Here is a 24,170-nt window from a genome sequence, read left to right as displayed (position 1 = left end):
GCATGAGCGCTTCTTCGGTTCCTGAAAGCTGGGCTGCTGCCCTTGATCCTGTCCTGGCCAGCCGCCCCTTACGGGCCCTCGGCGGTTTCCTGAAAGCAGAGGAAGCCGCAGGCAAGACAATCTATCCGCCACGAGGCGAACGGCTGGCTGCCCTGGAGTTGACGCCGCTTCCGGCCGTGAAAGTGGTGATCCTGGGGCAGGATCCTTACCATGGCCCGGGCCAGGCGATGGGGCTGGCCTTCTCGGTGCAGCGCGGGCTGAAAGTGCCGCCCAGCCTGGTCAACATCTACAAGGAACTGGAAAGCGATCTGGGCCTGCCGCGGCCGGCCCATGGCAATCTCACTCACTGGGCCCGGCAGGGTGTTCTACTGCTCAACAACGCATTGACGGTGGAGGCAGGCCAAGCCGGATCGCACCAGGGCAAGGGGTGGGAAGAATTCACCGATGCGGCGGTTGCCGCCGTGGCAGCGCGGCCTGATCCCATCGTGTTCCTGCTGTGGGGCAGCCACGCCCAGAAAAAGGCCGCGCGCGTGCCCGGCCTCGCCTCTGGTGCGCATCTCGTGCTCAAGGCGCCGCATCCCAGCCCGCTGTCGGCCCATGCCGGATTCTTCGGCTGCCGCCATTTCAGCAAGACCAACGCCTTCCTGGAGAGCCACGGACAGGCGCCGATCGACTGGCGGGTCGATCCATGAATGCCCCGACCGGCGCCGATTCGGTTGGGCCCAACTGGTCGCTGCCGGCAATGCGGCAGGCCCAGGCCCTGGCCTGGACCGCCGTGGAGCAGATTGCCGCAGCCATGCACCCCGGCCTGCGCGAAAGCGAGGCAAGAGCGATCGGCCAAGCCGTTCTTGGCGAACTGGGCATGGGCGAGGCCTGGCACCCGATGATGGTGCGTTTTGGTGCCAACACCTTGCGCGTCTTCAGCGACCGTGGCGGCGAAGACCTCGCACTTGGCCAGGACGACATCTTTTTCATCGACATCGGCCCCGTTCTCCTGGGCCATGAGGCCGATGTCGGCGCCAGCTATGCGGTGGGCGAAGACCCGGACATGCACGCCTGCGCCGCGGCCGCGCGCGACCTGTGGCACCGCGTGGCCGCCATCTGGAATCACGGCGCGATCCGCGGCACCGCGCTCTATGCACGGGCAGCGGAAGAAGCGGCGGCCATGGGGTGGCAGCTCAACCTCGATGTGCGCGGCCATCGCGCGGCCGATTACCCCCACCCCTCCCGCCAGGCGGGTAAGCTCGGCGATCTTGACAGCCTGCCCACCGCTGGCCTGTGGATCCTGGAAATCCAGATCCGCCACTCCACCCGGGCGTTCGGGGCGTTCTACGAAGACCTGTTGATCTAAAGGGCTCAACCCAGGCCGCGCACCAGGGCATCGAGCCCGGTCGTGAACGCAGCGGGAAAATCCATCATCGCGTGCAGATGATCGCGCATCGGACCATTGGCTTCGAAGGTCGCCCAGCCCAGCGTGAACGAAATCACCGCAGCCTGATAGGCCAGGGCCTGCTCCTGCGTGAGGCCCAGCGCCACCACTGGGGCGGCGATGCGGCGGGCCTGCTCCTCAACAGATCCATGCGCTACCGGATGCGCCCCGGCGCACAGGTGCACGCCATCGCGATGCGCCGCCAGGCTGCCGCGCAGTGCAGCCCCGAAAGCGCCTAGCCAGGCGCGCCAGTCTCCCTGCACATCGCCGACGCCGGCATAGGCGGCGGCATAGATCGCGCCCGCCATCAGCCCGAGCAGTTCGCCCTTGTCTCGCACATGCCAATAGAGCGCGGGCGCCTGAACGCCCAGTCGCGCCGCCAATCGCCGCATGCTCAGCCGATCCAGCCCCTCGTCCTCCAGGAGGACAAACGCCGTCGCCACGAGGTGGGCACGATCGAGGCTGCCTTGTGCTGGGGTCTTCATGCTTGCCGGGTTGACTCCTTAACACTGTTAAGTCAACCAAGATCAGACAGCAGAATCAAGGGGAGAGAGCCATGCCTTATGTGCGCAACGCCTGGTATGTCGCAGCGTGGAGCCAGGATATCGGCGTGCAGGTTCCGCAGGCCCTGACCATTCTGGACGAGCGGATCGTGCTGTGGCGCGATGCGACGGGGCAGCTCTTCGCCTTGGAGGACCGCTGCGTGCACCGTATGGCGCCGCTATCCCTCGGGCGCTGCGAAGGCGCCAATCTGCGCTGCATGTATCACGGCCTGCTGTTCAACGGCGCAGGGCAGGTCATCGCCATACCGGGCCAGGACGCGATACCGGCCCAGGCGCGGGTCAAGGCCTATCCCGTTGTCGAGCGCCATAGCTGGGTGTGGATCTGGCCAGGTGACCCGGTCCAGGCAGATCACACCTTGATTCCGCCGGCGGTCGGCCTCGATCATCCCGACTATGTGCTGGGCCATGGACAGTTGGACTATGCCGCGCCGGCCCGGCTCATCAACGACAATCTGCTCGATTTCAGCCACTTGTCGTTCGTGCATACGCAAAGTTTCGGCTCCGGACCCGAATTTGCCAACTCGCCTGCGCGCATTACCCCGATATCGCGCGGCGTACGCTACGAGCGCTGGATCGAAAACTCGTTGGGATCATCGGCGCGCAGTTCGGCAACGCCGATCGACAGCTACATGACCTATGATTTTCTGCTGCCGGGGGTGCTGCTGATGACCGGCGGAACCTTCCCACTGGGTACGGCAAAGGCCTGCGGCTACGGCCAACCCGACGATGCCCTGGCAACCGGCGGCATCACGTTCACCAGCCAGGCCGTGACACCGATGACCGAGACCACCGCCCGCTATTTCTTTTCCTGGGGTCCCCATCGCCGCTTTGGCGATGAAGCCTTGCGCGATCGGCTGATGGAAATGGCTGGCCAAGCCTTTGCCGAAGACAAGACCATGATCGAGGCGCAGCACCGGGTCATCGCGCAAACCGCGCATCCCCGGGTCATGCCCACCGTGCATGATCGCGGCATCACCTTGTTCAACCGCCTGGTCGAAAAGATGGCTGCCGCCGAACAAGCGGCTATCGCATAAGCAAAGGGCGCCCGTTGCGGGCGCCCTTCCTTTGGTTCGATGCTGCTGCGGCCGTTCAGCGCGGCAGCTCGGTCACGCCCATCAGCGCTTCGTCCACGGCGCGGGCGCACTGGCGACCTTCGCGGATCGCCCAGACCACCAGGCTCTGGCCACGGCGCATGTCGCCGCAAGCGAAGATGCCGTCCACGCTGGTCTTGTAATCGACCGTGTTGCCCTTGACGTTGCCGCGCGGATCAAGTTCCACGCCAGCCTGTTCGAGGAGGCCCTGCTTGCGCGGGCCGACAAAGCCCATGGCGAGCAGGATGAGATCGGCCTTGATCACGAATTCGCTGCCCGGCACTTCCTGCATCTTGCCGTCGACCCATTCGACGCGCACGCATTCCAGGCCGGTCACGTCATTCTGGCCCACCACGCGCTTGGTCAGCACGGCGAATTCGCGGGTCACGCCTTCTTCGTGGCTGGACGAGGTGCGCAGCTTGAGCGGCCAGTTCGGCCAGGTCAGCGCCTTGTCTTCCTTTTCGGGCGGACGCGGCATGATTTCGAGCTGGGTCACCGAGAGGGCGCCCTGGCGGTTCGACGTGCCAACGCAGTCAGAGCCGGTGTCACCGCCGCCGATCACCACAACGTGCTTGCCCGTGGCAGTGAGCGAACCACGCGGCGCGGCGCGGATTTCATCGTCACCGGCCACGCGCTTGTTCTGCTGCGTCAGGAATTCCATGGCAAAGCGCACGCCCGGCAGTTCGAAGCCGGGGATGCCGATCGGCCGGGGATCTTCGGCGCCACCAGACAGCACCACGGCATCGAAGTTTTCCTTGAGCGAGTCGACCGACACGGTCACGCCCACTTCCACCGAGGTGCGGAAATCCACGCCTTCGGCCATCATCTGTACGAGACGACGGTTGATCAGGTGCTTTTCCATCTTGAAGTCGGGAATGCCGTAGCGAAGCAGGCCGCCAACGCGATCCGACTTTTCGAACACGGTCACCGAATGGCCAGCGCGCGCCAACTGCTGCGCGGCGGCCATGCCGGCCGGGCCCGAGCCGACCACTGCCACCGACTTGCCGGTCTTCTTCGCCGGCACCTGCGGCTCGATCCAGCCTTCCTTCCAGCCCTTGTCGACGATGGCGCATTCGATCGACTTGATGGTGACCGGCTGGTCGACAATGTTGAGCGTGCAGGCGGCCTCGCACGGGGCGGGGCAGACGCGGCCGGTAAATTCGGGGAAATTGTTGGTCGAGTGCAGGTTGTCCAGCGCCTCGCGCCAGTCGCTTTCGTAGACCAGGTGGTTCCAGTCCGGGATCTGGTTGTTCACCGGACAGCCGTTGTGACAATAGGGAATGCCGCAGTTCATGCAGCGCGAGGCCTGGCCCTTGAGCGAGGCTTCGTCATGGGGAACGATGAACTCGCGATAGTGCTTGAGGCGCTCGGCCGGGGCGTCATAGCCCCGGTCCTTGCGATCGAGTTCGAGAAAGCCGGTTGCCTTACCCATTGTATTCTATTCCTTATTCCGCAGCGACCGACGCGGCTTCAAGGCGTTCAGCCTCAAGCTGGCGGAGCGCACGCGCATAGTCGCGCGGCATGACCTTGACGAAACGCACCACTTCCTGATCCCAGTTGTCGAGGATCGCGCGGGCCCGCTTGGACCCGGTATGAAGCAGGTGGCGCTCGATCAGCACGCGCAGACGATCGGCATCATGGCGCAGCATGTCACCCATGCCGAAGTCGTTGACGTCCACTCCACGCTGTTGCGGGCGGCCGGCACCGTCGTCTTCGTCGCGGTCAGCCGAAACCGGCAGCACGTCGACCATGGCACCGTTGACGAGCGAGGCAAAGTTACCGTCCATGTCATAGACATAGGCCACGCCGCCAGACATCCCGGCGGCAAAGTTGCGGCCGGTCTTGCCCAGCACGACGACGACGCCCCCGGTCATGTATTCGCAGCCATGGTCGCCTGTGCCTTCGACCACCGCGAGGGCGCCCGAATTGCGCACGGCAAAGCGTTCGCCGCCCACGCCGTTGAAGAACGCTTCCCCGGCAATCGCACCATAGAGCACGGTGTTGCCGACGATGATGTTCTCGGCTGCCTCGCGGTCGACATGCGCCGGCTGGCGCACGATCACCCGGCCACCCGACAGGCCCTTGCCGACATAGTCGTTGGCATCACCGACCAGATCGAGCGTGACACCATGGGCGAGGAATGCGGCGAACGACTGGCCCGCCACGCCCTTGAACGCGATGTTGATCGTGTTGTCGGGCAGGCCGGCGTGGCCATAGCGCCGCGCCACTTCGCCCGAGAGCATCGCGCCCACGGTGCGGTTGACGTTAATCACCGGGCGTTCGATGCGCACCGCCTCGCCCGCTTCCAGCGCCGGTGCGGCCGCCGCGATCAGATCGTTGTCGAGCGCGGCATCAAGGCCGTGATCCTGATGACCGGTCCAGTTGAGGCTGGTCCCTGCCACCGGCTCCACCTTGTGCAGCAGGCGCGTGAGATCGACGCCCTGGGCCTTCCAGTTGGCGACGACCTTGCGGGTATCGAGCCGGTCAACCCGGCCGACCATCTCGGCAATGGTGCGGAAGCCCATCTCGGCCATGATCGCGCGCAGCTCTTCGGCAACGAAGAAGAAGTAGTTGATCACGTGCTCGGGCTGGCCGGTGAAGCGCGCGCGCAGCACCGGGTCCTGCGTGGCCACGCCCACCGGGCAGGTGTTGAGGTGGCACTTGCGCATCATGATGCACCCGGCCGCGATCAGCGGCGCGGTGGCAAAGCCGAACTCGTCGGCGCCGAGCAACGCGGCGATCGCCACGTCGCGGCCCGTGCGCAGGCCGCCATCGGCCTGCACGCAGATGCGGCTGCGCAGGTTGTTGAGCAGCAGGGTCTGCTGGGTTTCCGCCAGGCCGATTTCCCACGGGCTGCCGGCATGCGTCAGCGAGGTCAGCGGCGAAGCGCCGGTCCCGCCTTCATAGCCCGAGATCGTGACATGGTCGGCACGCGCCTTGGACACGCCCGCAGCCACGGTGCCCACGCCCACTTCCGACACCAGCTTTACCGAGACGCGCGCCTTGGTGTTCACGTTCTTGAGATCGTGAATCAGCTGGGCAAGGTCTTCGATCGAATAGATGTCGTGGTGCGGCGGCGGCGAGATCAGGCCAACACCCGGCGTCGAGTGGCGGGTCTTGCCGATCACCTTGTCGACCTTGTCACCCGGCAGCTGGCCACCTTCACCGGGCTTGGCGCCCTGGGCCATCTTGATCTGGATGTCGTCGGCATTGACGAGGTATTCTGCGGTGACGCCAAAGCGGCCCGAAGCGACCTGCTTGATCGCCGAGCGCATCGAATCGCCGTTGGCCAGTGGCTTGAAGCGATCGGGTTCTTCCCCGCCCTCACCCGTGTTTGACTTGCCGCCGATGCGGTTCATCGCGATCGCCAGCGTGGTATGCGCCTCGCGGCTGATCGAGCCGAAGCTCATCGCGCCAGTGGCAAAGCGCTTGACGATCTCGCTGGCCGGCTCGACCTCATCGAGGCTGAGCGGCTTGTCGGCCGGCTTGAGCTCCATTAGGCCACGGATGGTGAGCATCCGTTCCGACTGGTCGTTGATCGTCTGGGCAAATTCCTTGTACTTTTCAGGAATGTTGCCGCGCACGGCGTGCTGCAGGCTGGCGATGTTGCCGGCCGTCCAGGCATGCTCTTCGCCGCGCAGGCGCAGCTGGTACATGCCGCCCACGTCGAGCATCTTCTTGTAGATCGGGTTGTCGCCATAGGCCGTGGCATGGCGGCGCACGGTTTCCTCGGCCACTTCCTTGAGACCGACGCCCTCGATCGAGGTGGCGGTGCCAGTGAAGTACTGGTCGATGAAGCCCGACGATAGGCCGACGGCGTCGAAGATCTGCGCGCCGCAATAGGACTGGTAGGTCGAGATGCCCATCTTGGACATGACCTTGAGGATGCCCTTGCCGATCGCCTTGATGTAGTTCTTCTGAACATCATAGGGCGTGAGCGGCAGGCCCTTGTCGACGCGGATCGCCTCGAGCGTTTCGAACGCCAGATAAGGGTTCACCGCCTCGGCGCCATAGCCGGCGAGCACGCAGAAGTGATGCACTTCGCGCGCTTCGCCGGTTTCCACGACCAGCCCGGTCTGCATGCGCAGGCCCTGGCGCACCAGGTGATGGTGCACGGCGGCGGTCGCAAGCAGGGCCGGCATGGCGATGCGATCAGCGCTTTGCGCGCGGTCCGACAGGATCAGGATGTTCTTGTCGGCCAGCACCGCTTCGGTCGCCGCCCAGCACATTTCCTTGATCGCCATGGCCAGGCCATCGGCGCCCGAGGCCGCGTCCCAGGTGGTGTCGATCGTGGCGGTGCGGAACGCGCCATCGAGCGCGGCTTCGACCGAGCGGATCTTGGCCACGTCCTCGTTGGTGAGGATCGGCTGATCCACTTCCAGGCGCTTGTGGCTGCCGGCATCGTGGCCGAGCAGATTGGGGCGCGGGCCGATCATCGAGACGAGGCTCATCACCAGCTCCTCGCGGATCGGGTCGATCGGCGGGTTGGTGACCTGGGCGAAGTTCTGCTTGAAATAGTCGTAAAGCAGGCGCGAGCGCTTGGACAGCACGGCAATCGGCGTGTCGGTGCCCATCGAACCGATCGGGTCTTCGCCCACGGCCGCCATAGGCTCCAGGAACTTGGTGACGTCTTCCTGGGTGTAGCCAAAGGCCTGCTGGCGATCGAGCAGGCTGTCGGTCGACGCGGGCAGCGCCACCACTTCCGGCTCGACCACTTCGAGTTCCTTGAGCTTGTACTGGGCCGCGCCCAGCCATTCCTCGTAGGGCTCGGCGGCAGACAGCTCGGCCTTGAGCTCGTCGTCCTCGACGATGCGGCCCTGCTCCAGATCGATCAGCAGCATGCGGCCGGGCTGGAGGCGCCACTTGCGCACGATATCTTCCTCGCGGAACGGCAGCACGCCGCTTTCCGAGGCCATGCAGACGAGATCGTCACGCGTGATCGAGAAGCGCGCGGGACGCAGGCCATTGCGATCGAGCGTGGCACCGATCTGGCGACCGTCGGTGAAAGCCACCGCCGCCGGGCCGTCCCACGGCTCCATCAGCGCAGCGTGGTATTCATAGAACGCGCGGCGCTTGGCATCCATCAGCGCATTGCCGGCCCAGGCTTCGGGCATCAGCATCATCATCGCATGGGCTATGCCATAGCCACCCGCGACCAGCAGCTCGAGCGCGTTGTCGAGGCTGGCGGTGTCGGACTGGCCATGCGGGATCAGCGGCCACATCTTGTCGAGATCCGGGCCGAGCAGCTCGGATTCCATGGTGCGGCGGCGGGCGTTCATCCAGTTGACGTTGCCGCGCACGGTGTTGATTTCACCGTTGTGCGCCACGAAGCGGAACGGATGCGCCAGCTTCCAGCTGGGGAAGGTGTTGGTGGAAAAGCGCTGGTGCACCAGGCCGAGTGCCGAAACGCAGTCCGGGTTGCGCAGATCGTCATAGAACGAGCCGACCTGGCCAGCGAGCAGCAGCCCCTTGTACACGATCGTACGCGAGGAGAAGCTGGGCATGTACAGCTCGGTCACGCCGGGCAGGCCATGCTTTTCGGCCATGGCCGCCAGCGGGTTCTGCGTCTGCTTGCGGATCGCCAGCAGCTTGCGTTCGAACGCGTCCTGGTCAGCGCAGTTTTCGCCGCGCTTGATGAAGCACTGGCGGATCACCGGCATCGAGGCGATCACGGTCTTGCCCAGGCCATCGAGCGTGGTCGGCACATCGCGCCAGCCGATCAGTTCCTGGCCTTCCTTGGCGATGAACTTCTCGAACTTTTCGATCACGAACGTGCGCGCGGCTTCATCCTGCGGCAGGAAGCACATCGCCACGGCATAGTCGCCCGGCTGCGGCAGTTCCTTGCCTTCGCCAGCCGCCCACTTGCGGAACAGCTGGTCGGGCAGCTGGATCAGCAGGCCGGCGCCATCGCCCAGCAGCGGATCGGCGCCCACGGCACCGCGGTGGTCGAGATTGCGGAGAATCTCCAGGGCTTGGCCAATAATCGCGTGGCTTTTGACGCCTTTGATGTGGGCAATAAAGCCCATGCCACATGCGTCATGCTCGTTACGCGGATCATACAGGCCCTGAACCGGCGGAAATCCCATCGCGTTGATCGTCCCTACACCCAAAAAAGACAGCTCGCACGAATCACGACGCCGGAATGCGTCAAAAATTGCGCGAGAGTCCCCCATGACTGTTGGAAAGTTATTTTGCAACCGGTCAGGACCACCCAAACGGGAAACCGTGCCGGGAAATACGGATGCGATGCCGAAATGTCGCAGCGCAGCAGGGCGATGCGATCACAGCATCAGCGTTGGGCAGTCATCCGTTGCAGCGTGGCGAGGGCATCGCGCAGGGCCTGTTCGGTGCTGGCGGCATCGCGCGGGGCATCCTCGGCCTCGTCCTCAACCGCTTGAAAACGGGTGGGAACGGCAGCCAGATAGGGCCGCTCGAACGGCGCCGGAGCAGCGCTCGCCACCTCATCACCGTCCGGACGCTGGGCGCGGCCCTGGCCGGGGAAGATCACAACCGGCTGCGGCGATGCAGCACCGCGGCCAGAGAGGAAATGGCGCGCCGGATCGCTCCGCCGCACGGCCGCGGCCATGTCGAGCAGCGAGGAATAGCGTTCTTCGCGCACCGCGCCTTCGGGCTGGCCCCGGTCGGTGCTGTCAGCATCTGCCGCACCGAGGCGCGACGGGCGCGGCATGGCGCGCACGTCGCGGCCGTCCAGCCCGGCCAGATCGTCGGCGACGCTGTCGAGCGCGCGGCGGTGGTCGGCAATCGCCAGCGCCAGCCGCTCGACCAGTTGCACCAGCCCCAGACCATCGAGATCGGCCTGGGCGACCGGCGAAGGCCCATTTTCCCCCATCGCGTCACGCGCCTTGGCAAAGAGCGACGGCGTCAGCGCGGGCGATGCCATCGCCACCGGGGCGGGATCGTGCGCTGCAACGTCCGCTTCTTTCACGACGTCCGGTTCGGCCTGCACTTCGGCTTCGGCTTCAGCTGCGGCTGCCGTTTCGACTTCAGGTTGTGCCGCCGGCACGGCGTCCGCCTCTGCCTCAGCGACGATCGGCATTTCAGTCGGCGCTTCCACGGCTTCTTCGCGGGGTGCTGCTTGCTCGCGGGCTACCGTCAGGAACGAGGGCGGCACGAACAGGTCGGCCGGTTCTTCCTCGTTCTCGTAGATCGCAAAGGGATCGAAGGCCGCCGGGGCCAGGTCGGCCGACAGCGCATCATCGGCCACCAGGGGGCGCAGGCGCGGCAGCGTGCTGGCGGGCTCATCGATCAGGATCGCGGTTTCGGATTCATCGATCATGTCCGCGCTAACCACCAGGGGGTGGCGCGGCGGGGCGTCGGGATGGGCATCGCGCGCGCGCACCCGGGGCGCAACCGGCGCTTCATCCTGCACTTCGGCCCAGGTGGCGGGATCGATCGCTGCGCGGTGGCGGGCGCCCAGGCGCAGGCCCAGCGCCAGGCCGATGACGCCGCCCAGCCCGGTCAGCAGCAGGGCAACCAGGGCGCGCGCGGTAAAGCCGAGCGGCGGCGCGGCAGCCGCCACAAGATGGGGCAGCCCGCTGGCAACGACCACGCGCTGCAGCAGTTCGACCGGAACGGCAAAGCTGGCCAAGCCGAACAGCGCGGCAAACCACAGCGCGGCAAGGGCAGGAAACAGGCGATGGGCGGTGATCGGCTTGGCCTTGGCCTTGCGCTTGGTCTTGGTCACCTGTGCTTACCCCCGTTTGTACAACCACCTGCGCATCGAACCGGCGCGAATCGGTCTTTGCCCAAGCCTGCGCCAAAGCCAATATCCTGACAATTCAGGCAGCCAGGCCAGGCGTGTCCAGCCCTTGGGCTATCAGGCCTTGGTAAACGGGAAGATAACGCGCCGCGTTGGCGGCCCAATCGTGCGCGGTTTCCACAAAGCGGCGGGCCACGGCGCGCTGCGCGTCCCATTGCGCGCGGCGGGCGAACAGCGCCACCATGGCCTGGGCCAGCGCGGCCGGATCGTCGGGCGCAAACAGCGTGCCGGTCTGCCCGTCAGCGATCAGTTCGCGATGCCCACCCACGTTGCTCGCCGCCACCAGCTTGCCCTGGGCCATCGCCTCCAGCGGCTTCAATGGCGTAACCAGGTCGGTCAGGCGCATGGCCTTGCGCGGATAGCACACCACGTCGGCCAGCGCGTAATAGCGGTCCACCTCGTGATGCGGCACGCGACCGACGAAATGGATGGCATGGGCAGCCGGGCTGGCCGCAGCCTGGGCGCGCAGGGCATCTGCCGCTGGCCCGCCGCCCACCAGCAACAGCCGCGCGCCGGGCACTGCGGCCACGATCGCCGGCATGGCGGCGATCATGTCGTCGAGACCCTCATAGGGGTAGAAGCTGCCAAGGAAGCCGATCACCGGCCCTTCCCCCAGCCCGAGCTGCGCGCGCAAGGCGGCATCGGGCGCGGGCGGGGTGCCGAACAGAGCAAGGTCGACGCCGTTTGGCATGATCGTGATCTTGGCCGGGGCCACGCCGCGTGCCACCAGATCATCCTTCAGGCCCTGGCAGATGGTGACGACGGCATCGGCGCCCGCCACGACGCGGTTTTCCAGTTGCCGGGTGAGCCAATAGCGCGCCGATCCCTCGCGGCCAGTGCCGTTGCCCACGGCAGCGTCTTCCCAGAACGCGCGGATTTCATAGACCACCGGCAGCCCCAGGCGGCAGCCGGCGCGCACCGCGGCCAGCCCGCACAGCGCCGGGCTGTGGGCATGCAACACGTCGGGCCGCCACTGGCGCGCCAGGTCGACGATGCGATCCGCCAGCGCCCCGGCCTCGCGCCATTCGCGCACCCCCGGCGGGCCAGAGGCCACGCCGGGGGTGCGGTGAAAGCGCAGGCCGTCATGGATTTCCAGGTCATCGCCCGGTGCGCTGCCCGGCGCAGGTTCGGGCCGGGGTTCAGTCGGGGAGACACCGTGGCGCAGGCCAGTCAGCCCGCGCACTTCCAGCCCATGGCCTTCCTGCGCCTTGAGGATCGCGCGCGTGCGAAAGGTATAGCCGCTGTGTAGCGGCAGGGAGTGATCGAGGACGTGGAGAATCCGGGCCATCCCCGATGCTTGGCACAGCAAGCCTTAACGCGCTGCAAATTCTTCGCTTAACGCGGCGTCAACCCTGCGGCACTATTCCCGGCGGCTATGGCAGGCGGCGCGCAACGATGATCGACAAGATTACCATCTTCGTGCCGCATATCCTGATGGCGCTGATGATCTGGAAGCTCGTCCACCGCGCCGATCTGGACGATGACCCCGCCCTGCCCAATCGCCGCCAGCCGCTGATGGGGCGGCGCCCCAGCCCACGCCCCGATAGCGACGGTGCCCAGGCCAACGCGAACAACCCCGACAGGACCGGGCGCGATGCTTGACCTGTTCTTCACGGCGTTCTGCCTGGCGTTCCTGGGCGCCGGGCTCAAGCGGCCGTTCCTGTTCGTGATGGCCTATGCCTATATCGATATCGTCGCGCCGCAGAAGGTCAGCTGGGGTTTCCTTACGCACATCCCGATCTCGCTGATCGCGTTTTCCTGCGCCCTGCTGGGCTGGATCGTGGCCGAAGACAAGAACGGCATACGCATCTCGCCACGCCAGTTCGTGCTGCTCCTGCTGCTAGTCTATTGCGGCCTCACCACCCGCACCGCCGATTTCCCGGTAGAGGCGGCGGCGAAGTGGGACTGGGTGTGGAAAGCGCTGATCTTCGCGCTGTTCCTGCCGCTGACCCTGCGCACCCGCCTGCGCATCGAGGCGCTGACGCTGACCATGGTGCTCTCGGTGGGGGTGATCGTCATCGGCGGGGGGATCAAGACGCTCAGCTCGGGCGGCGGCTATGGCGAACTGCGCCTGCTGGTGAACGACAATACCGGCCTCTATGAAGGCTCGATCATTTCCACCGTGGCGATGTGCGTCATTCCCCTGGCGCTATGGCTGGCCAATCACGGCACCATCTTCAAGCCGGACTGGAAGGCCAAGCTGTTTGCCGCCGGCATCTGCTTTTCCTGCCTGCTCATGCCGGTGGGCACCCAGGCGCGCACCGGGCTGATCTGCGCGGCAGTGCTGGCGGTGATGATGCTGCGCTCCACCCGGCGGCGCATGCTCTATATCAGCATCGTCTGTGCCGGGGCGCTGATCGCGGTGCCGCTGCTGCCGTCGAGCTTTACCGAGCGCATGGGCACGATCAAGAATCACCAGGCCGACCAATCTGCTTCCACCCGCGTGGCGGTGTGGAAATGGACCATCGAATTTGCCAAGACTCACCCGTTCGGCGGCGGCTTCGACGCCTTTCGCCAGAACAGCGTGAGCTATGACACGGTCAAGGCTGACTATGCCGGCGCCAACAACGCCGCGATCGAGACCGACCATATCGAGGAAAAGGGCCGCGCCTATCACTCGGCCTATTTCGAGATGCTGGGCGAGCAGGGCTACCCCGGCCTTGCCCTGTGGCTGCTGCTGCACCTGATGGGCGTGTTCCAGATGGAACTGATCCGGCGGCGCTATCGCAAGGACCCGCCCGAAGGATTTGCCTGGGTTTCGCCGCTGGCCGATGCGCTGCAACAGGCGCAGATCTGCTACCTCGTCGGCTCGACCTTCGTCGGCATCGCGTTCCAGCCGTTCTGCTACATGCTGGTGGGGCTGCAATGCGGGCTTTCGGCCTATATCGGCCGGGTGCGACGGGCCGCGCCGGTGCCGTTCGTACAGCGCCGGGCGATCCCTGCCCAGGCCTGAGGCCCAGCCCCACGAAAACACCGCCGACGCGACAGAAGCGCCGGCGGTGCAGAACGGCTCAGTTCAATTTACGGCGGCCAGCTTGCGCCCACGGCGCGGCTTGCCGTCGGCGGCATCGTCGCGCGTGGCAAAGCGGGCCATCCATGCCTCGATCACCGGGGCAATGCTCTTACGCCAGCGCGAGCCGTTGAAAATGCCATAGTGGCCCACTTCGGGCGCCAGCAGGTACTGCTTCATGTCGGCCGGCAGGTTGGGCGTGACGTTGAGCGCGGCGCGGGTCTGGCCGATGCCGGAAATATCGTCGCGCTCCCCCTCGATGCACAGGATCGCGGTATCGGTGATCGCGCCCAGGTCAACCGGCTGGCCGCGATGGATGAATTCGCCCTGCGGCAGCGCGTGGCGCTGAAACACCACGTCCACCGTCTGGAGATAGAATTCGGCCGGCAGATCGCAGACCGAGCGATATTCATCGTAGAACGTCTTGGTCGCCTCGGCGCTTTCTTCCGCGCCCTGCACCATGTGCTGGAACAGCTTGTAATGGCTCATCATGTGGCTGCCCAGGTTCATCGACATGAAGCTGGTGAGCTGGACGAAGCCGGGATAGACCTGCCGTCCGGCGCCGGGATAGTTTTCCGGCACGGTGGTGATGACGTTGTGCTTGAACCAGACGTAAGGCTTGGTCACGGCATGATCGTTGACCGCCGTGGGGCTCTCGCGCGTGTCGATCGGGCCGCCCATCATCGTCAGCGTCAGTGGGCGGCAGGGATGCTTCTGCGCGGCCAGCACCGCCGTGGCGGCAAAGGCCGGCACCGAAGGCTGGCACACTGCCATCATGTGCGTGCCCGGGCCGATATGCTCGAGAAAGCCGATAAGATAGTCGATGTAGTCGTCGAGATTGAAGTGTCCTTCGGCCAGCGGCACATATTTTGCGTCGGCCCAGTCGGTAATGTAGACCTCGGCCCGTTCCAGCAGGCGTTCCACCGTCCCGCGCAGCAGCGTGGCATAGTGCCCGCTCATCGGCGCCACCAGCAGCAAGCGCGGCGCATCGGCGCCGAGGCCATCATGGGTAAAGCGCTTGAGATCGCCGAACGGGCGATGCACCACGGTGGTTTCGTGCACCGCGTGCACCTGGCCATCGACCTGGATGGTGCGGATCCCGAACGCCGGCTTGCCCCGCGGCGCGGTGGCGTGAGCAAACACGTCGAGCGCGGAAGCCATGGTCTGGTTGGGGCCATAGGCGGAAAAGGGCAGCCGCGGATCATTGAGCAGGTCGGCCATCATCGAGGCCCAGGCACTGCTCGCATTCATCAGCGACCGCTGGATTTCATAAGCCTTGTACAGCACGTGGATACTTGCCTTTCTATCCGCTGCCCGCCGCGCGCGGCCCGCCGGCATGGCGTGGCGCAGCGCGGCAATCATGCGTCCCTTGCCGCGATAGTGCCTGCGAATCGCGCTGGCTGCAATGCAGCATCATGGACAGGGCGCGCGGTAATCAGTCCACAACAGATGGGAACATGGCCTGGTGCACGCAAGGCCCCTTCCGGTCTGGCGCGCCATCGGCTAGGTCCGCCCCATGGAAGAGGTTCCCCAGGAACGGCCCGCGCCGGACATGCCCGCCCCCGGCTCCAACCCTGCCGTTGGGCAGGCGCCCGCACCGGCCCTAGGCGCGCCGGCGGACGCGGATGAAACCCTCACCGTGCCGCCCGCGCCGCGCCGCCTCACCCCGCTGCGCATGATCTGGCGCGAGGCGATCAAATATCCTGGCCAGGTCGCCGCCGCGCTGATCGCGCTGGTCACCACCTCGACCGCGACCATTGCCATTCCCGCCCGCTTCAAGGGCATCGTCGACCAAGCCTTTGGCCCCCACGCCCAACCCGGCGTGATCGACCAGGCGTTCCACACCCTGCTGCTGATCGTGGTGGTGCTCGGTTTTGCCACCGCCATCCGCTTTTACTACGTATCGTGGCTGGGCGAGCGGGTCGTGGCCGATATCCGCGCCCGTGTGCAATCCAATCTGCTGCGCCTGCCGCCGGCCTTTTTCGAGACGAACAGCCCCAAGGAAATCTCTTCACGGATGACGTCGGACACGGCGATCATCGAGCAGGTTGTGGGCACTACCGTTTCAATCGCGCTGCGCAACACCATCACCGCGCTGGGCGGGCTGATCTACCTGTTCTTCCTGGCGCCCAAGCTGACCGCCGGGCTGGTCATCGGCATTCCGGTGGTGATCTTTCCGATCGCTTGGTTCGGCAGCCGCCTGCGCAAGGTTTCGCGATCGAGCCAGGATCGCGTCGCCGATATCGGCGCGATGACCGCCGAAGTGCTGGGCGCGATCCGCATCGTGCAATCGTTCGGCCAGGAAGGCCGCGAACGCGCGCGCTTTGCCGGCGCGGTGGAGCGCACGTTCGATACCGCGCGCCGCCGCATCCTGATCCGCGCAGTGATGACCGCGGTGGTGATTTTCCTGGTCATGGGAGGAATCACCGCCCTGATGTGGCAGGGCGCGCTGGGCGTATCCAACGGATCGCTGACCGGCGGCACGATCGCCGCCTTCGTGCTGACCGGCGGCATCGTCGCCGGATCGTGTGGCGCCCTGACCGAGGTCTATGGCGATCTGCTGCGCGGCGCGGGTGCGGCTGGCCGGCTCAACGAACTGCTGCTCGAACAGCCCGATATCGCCCCGCCGGCGCGACCGATCACGCTGCCGAGCCCGCCGCGCGGCGCGCTGGCGTTCCAGAACGTGGCCTTCCGCTATCCCAGCCGGCCCGAGATTTCCGCCTTGGCCGATTTCTCGCTGACGGTGGAGCCGGGTGAAACGGTGGCGATCGTCGGCCCCTCGGGCGCTGGCAAATCCACGCTGTTCCTGCTGGCGCAGCGGTTTTACGATCCGCAGGGCGGCGTGGTGCGCATCGATGGCGTGCCGCTGCCCCAGGCCGATCCTTCGGAAATCCGCGCACGTATGGCCCTGGTGCCGCAGGAAGCAGTGCTGTTTGCCGCCAGCGCGCGCGACAACCTGCGCTATGGCGCGTGGGACGCCACCGACGAGGCGATCTGGGCGGCGGCCCGCGCCGCCAATGCCGAGGAATTTCTGAAAGCCCTGCCCGAGGGGCTCGACACGTTCCTGGGCGAAAGCGGTGCGCGCCTGTCAGGCGGGCAGCGCCAGCGGATGGCCATTGCCCGCGCGCTGCTGCGCGATGCGCCGATCCTGCTGCTCGACGAAGCGACCAGCGCGCTTGACGCCGAAAGCGAACGCCTGGTGCAGGATGCGCTCGATCACCTGATGCAGGGGCGCACCACGCTGGTCATCGCCCACCGCCTTGCCACCGTGCGCGCGGCCGATCGCATCGTCGTGATGGATGGCGGCAGGATCGTGGAACAAGGCAACCACGCCAGCCTGATGGCCGCCGACGGGCTCTATGCCCGGCTTGCCCGCATGCAGTTCGAAGGGGCCTGAGCGCCAGCGCCACGGCTCTTTCGTACCGCTGCCGGCGCCAAGGTTACCGATTTGCCATGTGGGCAATGCATGGAACGGCTTGAAAGCAGTGCTGCACTGCGGCAAGTCGGGTGCCCATGGACAGCCACACCATTACTGCCGTCATTCTCGGCATCGTCGAAGGCCTCACCGAGTTCCTTCCCGTTTCCTCCACCGGGCACCTGATCCTCGCCACCGAACTCCTCGGCTTCAACGCCAAGGAATGGGAAGTGTTCAACGTGGTGATCCAGCTGCCGGCGATCCTGGCGGTGGTGGTGCTCTATTGGCGCACTTTCGTCGATGTCGCCAAGGGGGCGCTGCGGGCCGATCCCGATTCGCTGCACTTCGTGCGCAACGTGCTGGTGGCGTTCATTCCCTCGGCGATCCTGGGCGTTTTGCTCAAGAAAAAGATCGACATGCTGATGGAAACCCCGGCGGTGGTGGCCGCCGCGCTGGTCGTGGGTGGCGTGCTGATCCTGGTGATCGAGCGGCTCGCGCGGCAGGGCGAATACCAGCCGGTCAGCAAGCTGCCGCTACCCAAGGCGCTGGCCGTGGGGGTGATGCAGTGCCTGGCCATGATCCCGGGCATGTCGCGTTCGGCCTCCACCATCATGGGTGCCCTGTCCATGGGCATCAACCGCAAGACGGCGGCAGAATTCAGCTTCTTCCTGGCCGTTCCGACGATGTTCGGTGCCACGGCCAAGCAGCTGTGGGACAATCGCCACGAACTGACCAGCGGCGCGGCCAGCGTGGGCTGGGGCGATATCGCCGTGGGCGGCGTGGTCTCGTTCCTCGTCTCGCTGGTGGTGATCAAGTTCTTCGTCACCTATATCGGCCGCCACGGCTTTGCGCCCTTTGCCTGGTACCGCATCGTGATCGGTGCGGGCGCATTGGTGTGGTTGCTCGGCGTCTAAAAAAACGCGCATTTCTGCCCCTGCCGATGACATTGCCGATGCCCCCGCAGCCCACCCGGGCGGCGGGGTTTTTCACGGCCTGCAAGAGGGGCATGCAACGTTCTGTCGCAAATGCGGAACCAACCCCCCCGTGGCGAATTATCCCACCCAGACAGCCACTCGTGGCAACAACAAAGGGGTAAACCGTCATGGGCCTTATCGTTCTCTTGATCGTTGGCGGCGTTCTGGGCTGGCTTGCCAGCATCGTCATGCGCACTGACGCCCAGCAGGGTGTCTTCCTGAACATCGTCGTCGGCATCGTCGGCGCCATGCTCGGCGGCTTCCTGCTTGGCCCGCTGCTCGGCGGCGGCAGCATCACCAACGGCATCTCGGCCGGCAGCCTGGTGGTCTCGTTCCTCGGCGCGCTGATTCTTCTGGCCATTGTCAATCTCGTGCGCCGCGGTTCGGTGCGCTGAGCCGGCCATTCCGGCCAAACTAACAGGGAGAGCCCGTTATGAAGTTCGCCAAGTACGCCCTCGTTCTGCCCGTCGCCGCGCTCGGCCTCAGCCTCGCTGCGTGCGAAAGCAAGCAGGAAAAGGCTGCCGACAAGACGGCTGACGCCGTTGCTGCCCAGTCGGACGCTGCTGCCGACGCCATCGATTCGCAGGCCGCCGACGCTACCGGCGCTGCCGCTGACAAGATGAACAGCAAGGCCGATGCCGTCCGCGCCGAAGGCAAGGACGAAGCTTCGGCGATCAAGGAAAACGCGGAAAAGGCCGAAAAGGCCCACTGATCTCCCGCGGACAAAGGATTTCGGGGCGCCAGGCATCAGCCTTGGCGCCCTGTTTCCTTTCTACAAGGCTTGACTTTCACGGCCGCCTACCGCAATGGCGGCCACCTGTCAGGGCGGCGCGCGCCGCCCGTTTTGTTTGAGCAAGCGGCGCGCCGACGCCTAGAAGGAATTCAGGACAAGCCCATGGCAAAGCCAACTACCGTCAAGATTCGTCTGGTTTCGACCGCAGACACCGGCTTCTTCTATGTCACCAAGAAGAATCCGCGCAACACCACCGAAAAGATGTCGTTCCGCAAGTACGACCCGGTGGTGCGCAAGCACGTGGAATTCAAGGAAGCCAAGATCAAGTGATCTGAAGGCTTTCCTGCCAGAACATGCAAAAGGCCGGGGCTTGTCTCCGGCCTTTTGTGTTTTCGGCTGCCGCCGGGGCGATTCGGAACCGAAAGGTTCACGGGCAGTTCAATGCGACTGCCTCAAGGAGTGCCGATGAACAGCTTGACCAAGATCCTGCGCGCCGGGCCGATTGCCGGCCTGGCTGCCGCACTTTTCGTTTCGCCGGGCGTGCCCACCGCGCTGGCCGCCCCCGCTGCGCCGGCAGCAGCCCCTGCCAACGATGTCGACCGCGCTGTTGCCGCACTGCGCGCGATTTCGACGATGCGCGCCGATTTCGTGCAGACCGATCGCAACGGCCAGCGTTTAACCGGCACGGTCACGCTGCAACGCCCCGGCAAGATCCGCTTTCAGTACCAGCCGGGCGTGCCGCTGCTGATCGTATCCGATGGCGCGGCGCTGACCGTGATCGACTATGAAGTGCGGCAGGTGTCGCGCTGGCCGATTCGCAACAGCCCGCTGGGCGCGCTGCTCAACCCGGACAAGGACGTGGCGCGCTATGCCCGCCTGCTGCCCACCACCAGCCCCGACGTTGTCAGCCTGGAAATCAAGGATCCGCGCCATCCCGAATATGGCACGATGACCATGATCATGGTCCGCAAGCCCGGCGCGCCGGGCGGGCTGCAGCTCGATAGCTGGGTGGCGCTCGATTCGCAGAACCAGCGCACCACGATTCGCCTGTCGAACCAGCAATATGGCGTACCGGTCCCGGCCAACACCTTCCGCTTCAACGACCCGCGCCCGCAAATCCGCCATTGACGCACCCGCTGGCCGCAGCGGGCGAACGGTTCATCATCGTTACCAGACCCTCTGCGACACTTTGCGAACAACCAGACCCTTCCGTTCATCGGGCAGCAAGCGGCCCGCCCCTAGAACGGTTTCAGACGAGACGGACAAGACGGGTTTCCCCCCTGTTGCCCGGTCTGACTTCAACCTCTCGTCAACCGCGTGACGAACGCACATGGAACCCTCGGACCATTGCCCCCGGTCCGAGGGTTTTCTGTTTTGGCGTGTTGCCGGGCGTCGCACGGGCTGTGAACGGCGCCGGCCCGGCCAGCTCCGCAACGCCACAAGAAGCCCCTTGGACCAGGGGATGTTTATCCGCCTTGCCGGGGTGGGCGGGCGATCGTAAAGCGCTGCCATGGTTTCGATCGCCACCTGGAATATCAATTCCGTCCGCCTGCGCGCCGATCAGGTCGTGCGTTTTCTGGAAGCGGAACAGCCTGATGTGCTGTGCCTGCAAGAGATCAAGGTGGCAGAGCACCTGTTCCCGCACGAGGTGTTCGAAAGCCTGGGCTATACCCATCGCGCGATCCACGGACAGAAGGGCTATCACGGCGTGGCCACGGTCAGCCGCCTGCCGCTGCGCGAGTTCAGCCGGCACGATTGGCAGGACAATGGCGAGGCGCGCCATGTCGGCGTGGAACTGCTCGGCGCCGGCCAGGGCCTGATTCTGGAAAACGTCTATATCCCGGCCGGTGGCGATATCGCCGACCGCGCGCTCAATCCCAAGTTCGGCCAGAAGCTCGATTTCCTGGAGCGGATGACGCGCTGGGCCGACAAGATCGATCGCCCCACGCTGATCGTCGGTGATTTCAACATCGCCCCGCTGCCGCAGGATGTCTACGACCACAAGGCGCTGCTCAAGGTGGTGAGCCACACGCCGATCGAGGTGGAAACGCTGCAGCGCTTTGCCGATGCCCATGGCTGGGTAGACCTGGGCCGCAAGCATATTCCCGCGCCGGAACGCAACTATTCGTGGTGGTCCTATCGCTCCTATTGGCGGCAAAAGGACCAGGGCCGCCGGCTCGACCACATGTGGGCCTCGCCAGACCTGGCGCCGCAATCGCTCTCGCATCGCTTTGTCGAGGAAACCCGGCGCTGGGAGCAGCCTTCCGACCACGTGCCGCTGATCACCGAGTTTGCTCTTTGACCACGCCGGCGGCTGCGACGCGCCGGGTGGCACGGGCGCTTGATGCCCTGCGCCACGGCTGGGCGATCCGCGTAACGGATGCGGCCGGCGCGCTGGATCTGCTGCCGGCCGAAACCGGCTTTGCCCAGCCCGGGCTCTATGCCGCGCAGATGCTGATTTCGGCCGCACGCGCCGCCACGCTCAAGCTGGCGAACCAGCGCCACGCCGCCGTGCCCCATGCGCCGGTACTAATTCACGCAGCCGAACCGTTCACACTGGCGAAAGCACGCGATCTGGCCGATCCGGCACACGATCTCGCCAGCCCGTTGCGCGGGCCATTTCGCGCCAGCCCGATCGCGTCGCTGGCCGGCGCCGAAGCCGCGATGGAACTGGCGCGGCTCGCCGGCATCCTACCCGCATTCCTGGTCGGCAGCGGGATCGACGTGGCCGAAACCGTGGCCGCGGCCGATCTGGCGCAATTCAAGGACCCGCTCAATCTCACGATCCAGGCGCGCGCGCGCCTGCCGGTCGATGCTTGCGAAGAGGCAGAGATCATCGCCTTTCGCGCCCGTGACGATCTGCGCGAGCATGTCGCCTTGATCGTGGGGCAACAGGACAATGCCGTGCCGCCGCTGGTGCGGCTGCACAGCGAATGCCTGACCGGTGATATCCTTGGCAGTCTGAAATGCGATTGCGGCCCGCAGTTGCAGGCCGCCCTGGCACGGATGGCCGCCGAAACGACGCAGGGTGGCTGGGGCGTGCTGCTCTATCTGCGCCAGGAAGGCCGCGGCATCGGCCTGATCAACAAGCTGCGCGCCTATCAGTTGCAGGACCAGGGCTTTGACACGGTCGATGCCAACGAACGCCTGGGCCTGCCTTCTGAAGCACGCGATTTTCCGGTGGCGGCGCGGATGCTGGACCTGATCGGGGCACGGCAGATCCGCCTGATGACCAACAACCCGGCCAAGGTCGCGGCGCTTGAAGCGCTGGGCGTAACCGTGCTGGAACGGGTCGCCCACCAGTTGCCGGCCAACCCGCACAACGCGCGCTATCTCGAAACCAAGCGCGATCGCACCGGGCACTTGCTGAAGTAACGGCTCGGTGGGCTGGGTTTCCACCACCCCCAACCCCCTCCTCTAAAGAAGAGGGGGCTTTTCGTGTTGATCAGAACGCGCGGAACATCACCAGCCCAACGCACAACACAAACACCGCGGTACCGGCAATGCCCTTGGCCAGATCGGCCAGCGTAAAGCGATCGAGGTGATCGGCGCGAAAGCGGGCATAGCCGCGCCCGATCGTGTCGTTACTGGCGATCATCCCCACATCGAGGGCATTGGCCTCGCGCTTGAAGTAGTGGACGAGCATGCCGTGTTCCTCGGGCGTGACATCGGGATAGGCGGCAAGCAGGGCTTCGACATGCGCACGGCGGGCGAGCGCCGTGGCGCTCTGGGTCTGAATGGTCATTTCTCTGGTATCCTGGCAAAAACGGTACAGGCCCGCGCCACCGAGAGCGCAGGGCGATCATGGTTTTTGTCAGGCGTGCGGGGGGGCCCGCGGGGTTCCAGGCGCGCGCAGCGGCGCAGTGGGCAATGGCGGCCCGGTGGCAGGTGGCGTCGCCTGGGCTTGGCGGGCCAGAATCGGCACCACCAGCAGCGGCAGCACCACGGCGATCGCCAGCAGGAGCGGCACGGGTGGCAACGCCACCATGCGTGCCACGGCCACCTGCGGCCGGGCCGGGGCCACGGCCACTTCCACGGTATCGACCGAAAAGGCCGAACCACTGCGCAGCGCAACCGGCGCTGCCCCGGGCGCCAAGGCGCTCAGGGCAATCGTCAGGACCAGCAGTGCCGCCCACAGGCGGCCGGCCAGATGCAAGGGCAACCGGTTCAACACGCGGGCAACCTAGGGAACGTGACGCCGCAGGGCAAGGTCAGCGCCGCTCGAACCGGGCGATGCCGGGGTCAAGCGCATTGTTGCCCACGGTGATCCGGTCACCAGACCAGTCTGCCACAAACACTGTCGGGCGCGACAGGCCGGGCACCAACCGCGCGGTGTTGCCGGTGATAGTCAGGCCATCGGCGCTGTGCTCATGCCCTTCTGCGGCGTTGGCAATGAACGTGCTGTAGTTTTCCTTGTCGCGTCCCTGGACGAACCAGTTGCCTGAAATCAGGCCCGTGGCGCCGATCGACAGGTCGATCATGTAGTTGGTGGTGTGCCCGCGGCTATCGTCAAAGCTCGAATCGGTCACTTCGATGCGGCCGGCATGGCTTTTCACGTAATGGCCGCCGGTGCCCTGCTCGAAGCGGCTGCGGCGGATCACGACGCTGGCCTCGTCACCGAAATAGAGCGAATGCGCGCAGGACAGCCCACGATCGCAGCGGCCTAGCCGGGTAAAGGTCGATTGTTCGATCACCACGTGGCCAGCGGGGAAGTTGGCGGAAAGAATGCCTTGCTCGCTATCGCGGAACCAGGCCTCGCGCACGGTCAGGTCACCGCGTTCGAGCCGGATACCCGCGCCATTGGCATCAAACGCACGCATGTTCTGGAACACCAGTCCTTCCACGCGCATCGATTGCCCGCGCATGACGAGCGCGGCCTTTTCCTCGCACACCTTGCCATCGAAGATCGCCTGGCCGGGGACGGCCGCGACATACGTCACATTGCCATGGGGCTGCACGCCGCAATCGTGCCAGGTGCCGGGCGCGATGCGGATGGTGCCGTCGCCCTCGCCCAGCGAATTGATCGCATCCTGCAGATGGTCATACCCCTTGCCGGTTTCGACCACAGTGAATGGAGCGCCACCGGGCGCTGACTGCGCCAGCAGGGCACCAGCAGGGATCGCGGCGAGAACGGCCACGGACAGGAGCATCAGACGCTGCCGCAACGTGCGGTGC

Annotated in this window: 22 protein-coding genes; 13 read left to right on the top strand and 9 right to left on the bottom strand. The window is 65.7% G+C overall.

Annotated features, from left to right (window positions below; genetic code table 11):
- The first annotated feature begins 2 nt into the window (after positions 1-2).
- Entirely contained in the window at positions 3-692 is a 690-nt protein-coding gene (gene ung, locus IP65_RS16875) for a uracil-DNA glycosylase (RefSeq protein ID WP_022677459.1), read from the top strand.
- Positions 689-1,351, top strand: a complete 663-nt coding sequence (locus IP65_RS16870) for a M24 family metallopeptidase (RefSeq protein WP_054132384.1) — start codon at positions 689-691, stop codon at positions 1,349-1,351. The genes ung and IP65_RS16870 overlap by 4 nt, the downstream gene beginning before the upstream one ends.
- A gap of 5 nt (positions 1,352-1,356) precedes the next feature.
- On the opposite strand, the gene IP65_RS16865 is transcribed toward IP65_RS16870, so the two are convergent.
- Complete coding sequence (locus tag IP65_RS16865) at positions 1,357-1,914, bottom strand: TetR family transcriptional regulator (protein WP_022677461.1); 558 nt, start codon at positions 1,912-1,914, stop codon at positions 1,357-1,359.
- A 71-nt stretch (positions 1,915-1,985) separates the two neighbouring features.
- Between IP65_RS16865 and IP65_RS16860 the strand changes: the two genes are divergently transcribed.
- Complete coding sequence (locus IP65_RS16860) at positions 1,986-3,026, top strand: aromatic ring-hydroxylating dioxygenase subunit alpha (protein WP_022677462.1); 1,041 nt, start codon at positions 1,986-1,988, stop codon at positions 3,024-3,026.
- Positions 3,027-3,081: 55 nt separating this feature from the next.
- On the opposite strand, the gene IP65_RS16855 is transcribed toward IP65_RS16860, so the two are convergent.
- From IP65_RS16855 to IP65_RS16840, 4 genes are all read right to left on the bottom strand, one after another.
- Positions 3,082-4,515, bottom strand: coding sequence for a glutamate synthase subunit beta (locus IP65_RS16855; protein WP_022677463.1), 1,434 nt, complete (start codon positions 4,513-4,515; stop codon positions 3,082-3,084).
- Positions 4,516-4,528: 13 nt separating this feature from the next.
- Positions 4,529-9,169, bottom strand: coding sequence for a glutamate synthase large subunit (gene gltB / locus IP65_RS16850; protein WP_054132383.1), 4,641 nt, complete (start codon positions 9,167-9,169; stop codon positions 4,529-4,531).
- Between the two features lie 203 nt (positions 9,170-9,372).
- The gene (locus IP65_RS16845; protein ID WP_054132382.1) at positions 9,373-10,788 is read right to left on the bottom strand and encodes a hypothetical protein; all 1,416 of its coding nucleotides are present in this window, start codon (positions 10,786-10,788) and stop codon (positions 9,373-9,375) included.
- Positions 10,789-10,882: 94 nt separating this feature from the next.
- Positions 10,883-12,151: a TIGR04063 family PEP-CTERM/XrtA system glycosyltransferase gene (locus IP65_RS16840; RefSeq protein ID WP_054132381.1), complete on the bottom strand. Its 1,269-nt coding sequence runs from the start codon at positions 12,149-12,151 to the stop codon at positions 10,883-10,885.
- A 107-nt stretch (positions 12,152-12,258) separates the two neighbouring features.
- Here IP65_RS16840 and IP65_RS16835 point away from each other — a divergent pair, with 107 nt between their 5' ends.
- Positions 12,259-12,465 carry a hypothetical protein gene (locus tag IP65_RS16835; RefSeq protein WP_022675637.1) on the top strand — a complete coding sequence of 69 codons (207 nt, stop codon included), beginning with the start codon at positions 12,259-12,261 and terminating at the stop codon, positions 12,463-12,465.
- Positions 12,458-13,816, top strand: coding sequence for a putative O-glycosylation ligase, exosortase A system-associated (locus IP65_RS16830; protein ID WP_022675638.1), 1,359 nt, complete (start codon positions 12,458-12,460; stop codon positions 13,814-13,816). The genes IP65_RS16835 and IP65_RS16830 overlap by 8 nt, the downstream gene beginning before the upstream one ends.
- 63 nt (positions 13,817-13,879) lie before the next feature.
- On the opposite strand, the gene IP65_RS16825 is transcribed toward IP65_RS16830, so the two are convergent.
- Positions 13,880-15,160: a polyhydroxyalkanoate depolymerase gene (locus IP65_RS16825; RefSeq protein ID WP_028657689.1), complete on the bottom strand. Its 1,281-nt coding sequence runs from the start codon at positions 15,158-15,160 to the stop codon at positions 13,880-13,882.
- 388 nt (positions 15,161-15,548) lie between these two features.
- Between IP65_RS16825 and IP65_RS16820 the strand changes: the two genes are divergently transcribed.
- The 8 genes from IP65_RS16820 (at position 15,549) to ribA (ending at position 22,370) form a co-directional block, all read left to right on the top strand.
- On the top strand, positions 15,549-17,270 hold the full coding sequence (locus IP65_RS16820) for an ABC transporter transmembrane domain-containing protein (RefSeq protein WP_051146280.1): 1,722 nt from the start codon (positions 15,549-15,551) through the stop codon (positions 17,268-17,270).
- A gap of 116 nt (positions 17,271-17,386) precedes the next feature.
- Positions 17,387-18,202, top strand: coding sequence for an undecaprenyl-diphosphate phosphatase (locus IP65_RS16815; protein WP_054132380.1), 816 nt, complete (start codon positions 17,387-17,389; stop codon positions 18,200-18,202).
- 188 nt (positions 18,203-18,390) lie between these two features.
- On the top strand, positions 18,391-18,657 hold the full coding sequence (locus tag IP65_RS16810; RefSeq protein ID WP_022675642.1) for a GlsB/YeaQ/YmgE family stress response membrane protein: 267 nt from the start codon (positions 18,391-18,393) through the stop codon (positions 18,655-18,657).
- 38 nt (positions 18,658-18,695) lie between these two features.
- A complete protein-coding gene (locus IP65_RS16805; protein WP_022675643.1) occupies positions 18,696-18,974 on the top strand; it encodes a hypothetical protein in 279 nt (92 codons plus the stop codon).
- A 183-nt stretch (positions 18,975-19,157) separates the two neighbouring features.
- Complete coding sequence (gene rpmG, locus IP65_RS16800; protein WP_054132393.1) at positions 19,158-19,325, top strand: 50S ribosomal protein L33; 168 nt, start codon at positions 19,158-19,160, stop codon at positions 19,323-19,325.
- A 135-nt stretch (positions 19,326-19,460) separates the two neighbouring features.
- Positions 19,461-20,123 carry an outer membrane lipoprotein carrier protein LolA gene (locus IP65_RS16795; RefSeq protein ID WP_054132379.1) on the top strand — a complete coding sequence of 221 codons (663 nt, stop codon included), beginning with the start codon at positions 19,461-19,463 and terminating at the stop codon, positions 20,121-20,123.
- Positions 20,124-20,505: 382 nt separating this feature from the next.
- A complete protein-coding gene (locus IP65_RS16790; RefSeq protein WP_054132378.1) occupies positions 20,506-21,297 on the top strand; it encodes an exodeoxyribonuclease III in 792 nt (263 codons plus the stop codon).
- Complete coding sequence (gene ribA, locus IP65_RS16785; protein WP_054132377.1) at positions 21,294-22,370, top strand: GTP cyclohydrolase II; 1,077 nt, start codon at positions 21,294-21,296, stop codon at positions 22,368-22,370. The genes IP65_RS16790 and ribA overlap by 4 nt, the downstream gene beginning before the upstream one ends.
- A gap of 70 nt (positions 22,371-22,440) precedes the next feature.
- Here the strand turns inward: ribA and IP65_RS16780 are convergent, their stop codons facing one another.
- The 3 genes from IP65_RS16780 to IP65_RS16770 form a co-directional block, all read right to left on the bottom strand.
- A complete protein-coding gene (locus IP65_RS16780; RefSeq protein WP_054132376.1) occupies positions 22,441-22,740 on the bottom strand; it encodes a hypothetical protein in 300 nt (99 codons plus the stop codon).
- Between the two features lie 69 nt (positions 22,741-22,809).
- Entirely contained in the window at positions 22,810-23,169 is a 360-nt protein-coding gene (locus tag IP65_RS16775; protein ID WP_156306672.1) for a hypothetical protein, read from the bottom strand.
- Positions 23,170-23,206: 37 nt separating this feature from the next.
- Positions 23,207-24,145 carry a hypothetical protein gene (locus tag IP65_RS16770; RefSeq protein WP_054132392.1) on the bottom strand — a complete coding sequence of 313 codons (939 nt, stop codon included), beginning with the start codon at positions 24,143-24,145 and terminating at the stop codon, positions 23,207-23,209.
- Positions 24,146-24,170 lie beyond the last annotated feature (25 nt).

Source organism: Novosphingobium sp. AAP1, from assembly GCF_001295765.1.
Lineage (GTDB): Bacteria > Pseudomonadota > Alphaproteobacteria > Sphingomonadales > Sphingomonadaceae > Novosphingobium > Novosphingobium capsulatum.
Note: the sequence above shows the minus strand (reverse complement) of the source record. Positions and strands in the feature narration are given on the sequence as shown.

What these genes read in the sequence shown, in the direction of transcription:
- IP65_RS16835 (WP_022675637.1), top strand. Translation starts at nt 12,259, where the DNA reads ATGATCGACAAGATTACCATCTTCGTGCCGCATATCCTGATGGCGCTG.
- rpmG (WP_054132393.1), top strand. Translation starts at nt 19,158, where the DNA reads ATGGCAAAGCCAACTACCGTCAAGATTCGTCTGGTTTCGACCGCAGAC.
- IP65_RS16830 (WP_022675638.1), top strand. Translation starts at nt 12,458, where the DNA reads ATGCTTGACCTGTTCTTCACGGCGTTCTGCCTGGCGTTCCTGGGCGCC.
- IP65_RS16860 (WP_022677462.1), top strand. Translation starts at nt 1,986, where the DNA reads ATGCCTTATGTGCGCAACGCCTGGTATGTCGCAGCGTGGAGCCAGGAT.
- IP65_RS16820 (WP_051146280.1), top strand. Translation starts at nt 15,549, where the DNA reads ATGATCTGGCGCGAGGCGATCAAATATCCTGGCCAGGTCGCCGCCGCG.
- IP65_RS16810 (WP_022675642.1), top strand. Translation starts at nt 18,391, where the DNA reads ATGGGCCTTATCGTTCTCTTGATCGTTGGCGGCGTTCTGGGCTGGCTT.
- IP65_RS16795 (WP_054132379.1), top strand. Translation starts at nt 19,461, where the DNA reads ATGAACAGCTTGACCAAGATCCTGCGCGCCGGGCCGATTGCCGGCCTG.
- IP65_RS16840 (WP_054132381.1), bottom strand. Translation starts at nt 12,151, where the DNA reads ATGGCCCGGATTCTCCACGTCCTCGATCACTCCCTGCCGCTACACAGC.
- gltB (WP_054132383.1), bottom strand. Translation starts at nt 9,169, where the DNA reads ATGGGATTTCCGCCGGTTCAGGGCCTGTATGATCCGCGTAACGAGCAT.
- IP65_RS16780 (WP_054132376.1), bottom strand. Translation starts at nt 22,740, where the DNA reads ATGACCATTCAGACCCAGAGCGCCACGGCGCTCGCCCGCCGTGCGCAT.
- IP65_RS16870 (WP_054132384.1), top strand. Translation starts at nt 689, where the DNA reads ATGAATGCCCCGACCGGCGCCGATTCGGTTGGGCCCAACTGGTCGCTG.
- IP65_RS16865 (WP_022677461.1), bottom strand. Translation starts at nt 1,914, where the DNA reads ATGAAGACCCCAGCACAAGGCAGCCTCGATCGTGCCCACCTCGTGGCG.
- ung (WP_022677459.1), top strand. Translation starts at nt 3, where the DNA reads ATGAGCGCTTCTTCGGTTCCTGAAAGCTGGGCTGCTGCCCTTGATCCT.
- IP65_RS16790 (WP_054132378.1), top strand. Translation starts at nt 20,506, where the DNA reads ATGGTTTCGATCGCCACCTGGAATATCAATTCCGTCCGCCTGCGCGCC.
- IP65_RS16770 (WP_054132392.1), bottom strand. Translation starts at nt 24,145, where the DNA reads ATGCTCCTGTCCGTGGCCGTTCTCGCCGCGATCCCTGCTGGTGCCCTG.
- IP65_RS16855 (WP_022677463.1), bottom strand. Translation starts at nt 4,515, where the DNA reads ATGGGTAAGGCAACCGGCTTTCTCGAACTCGATCGCAAGGACCGGGGC.
- IP65_RS16805 (WP_022675643.1), top strand. Translation starts at nt 18,696, where the DNA reads ATGAAGTTCGCCAAGTACGCCCTCGTTCTGCCCGTCGCCGCGCTCGGC.
- IP65_RS16815 (WP_054132380.1), top strand. Translation starts at nt 17,387, where the DNA reads ATGGACAGCCACACCATTACTGCCGTCATTCTCGGCATCGTCGAAGGC.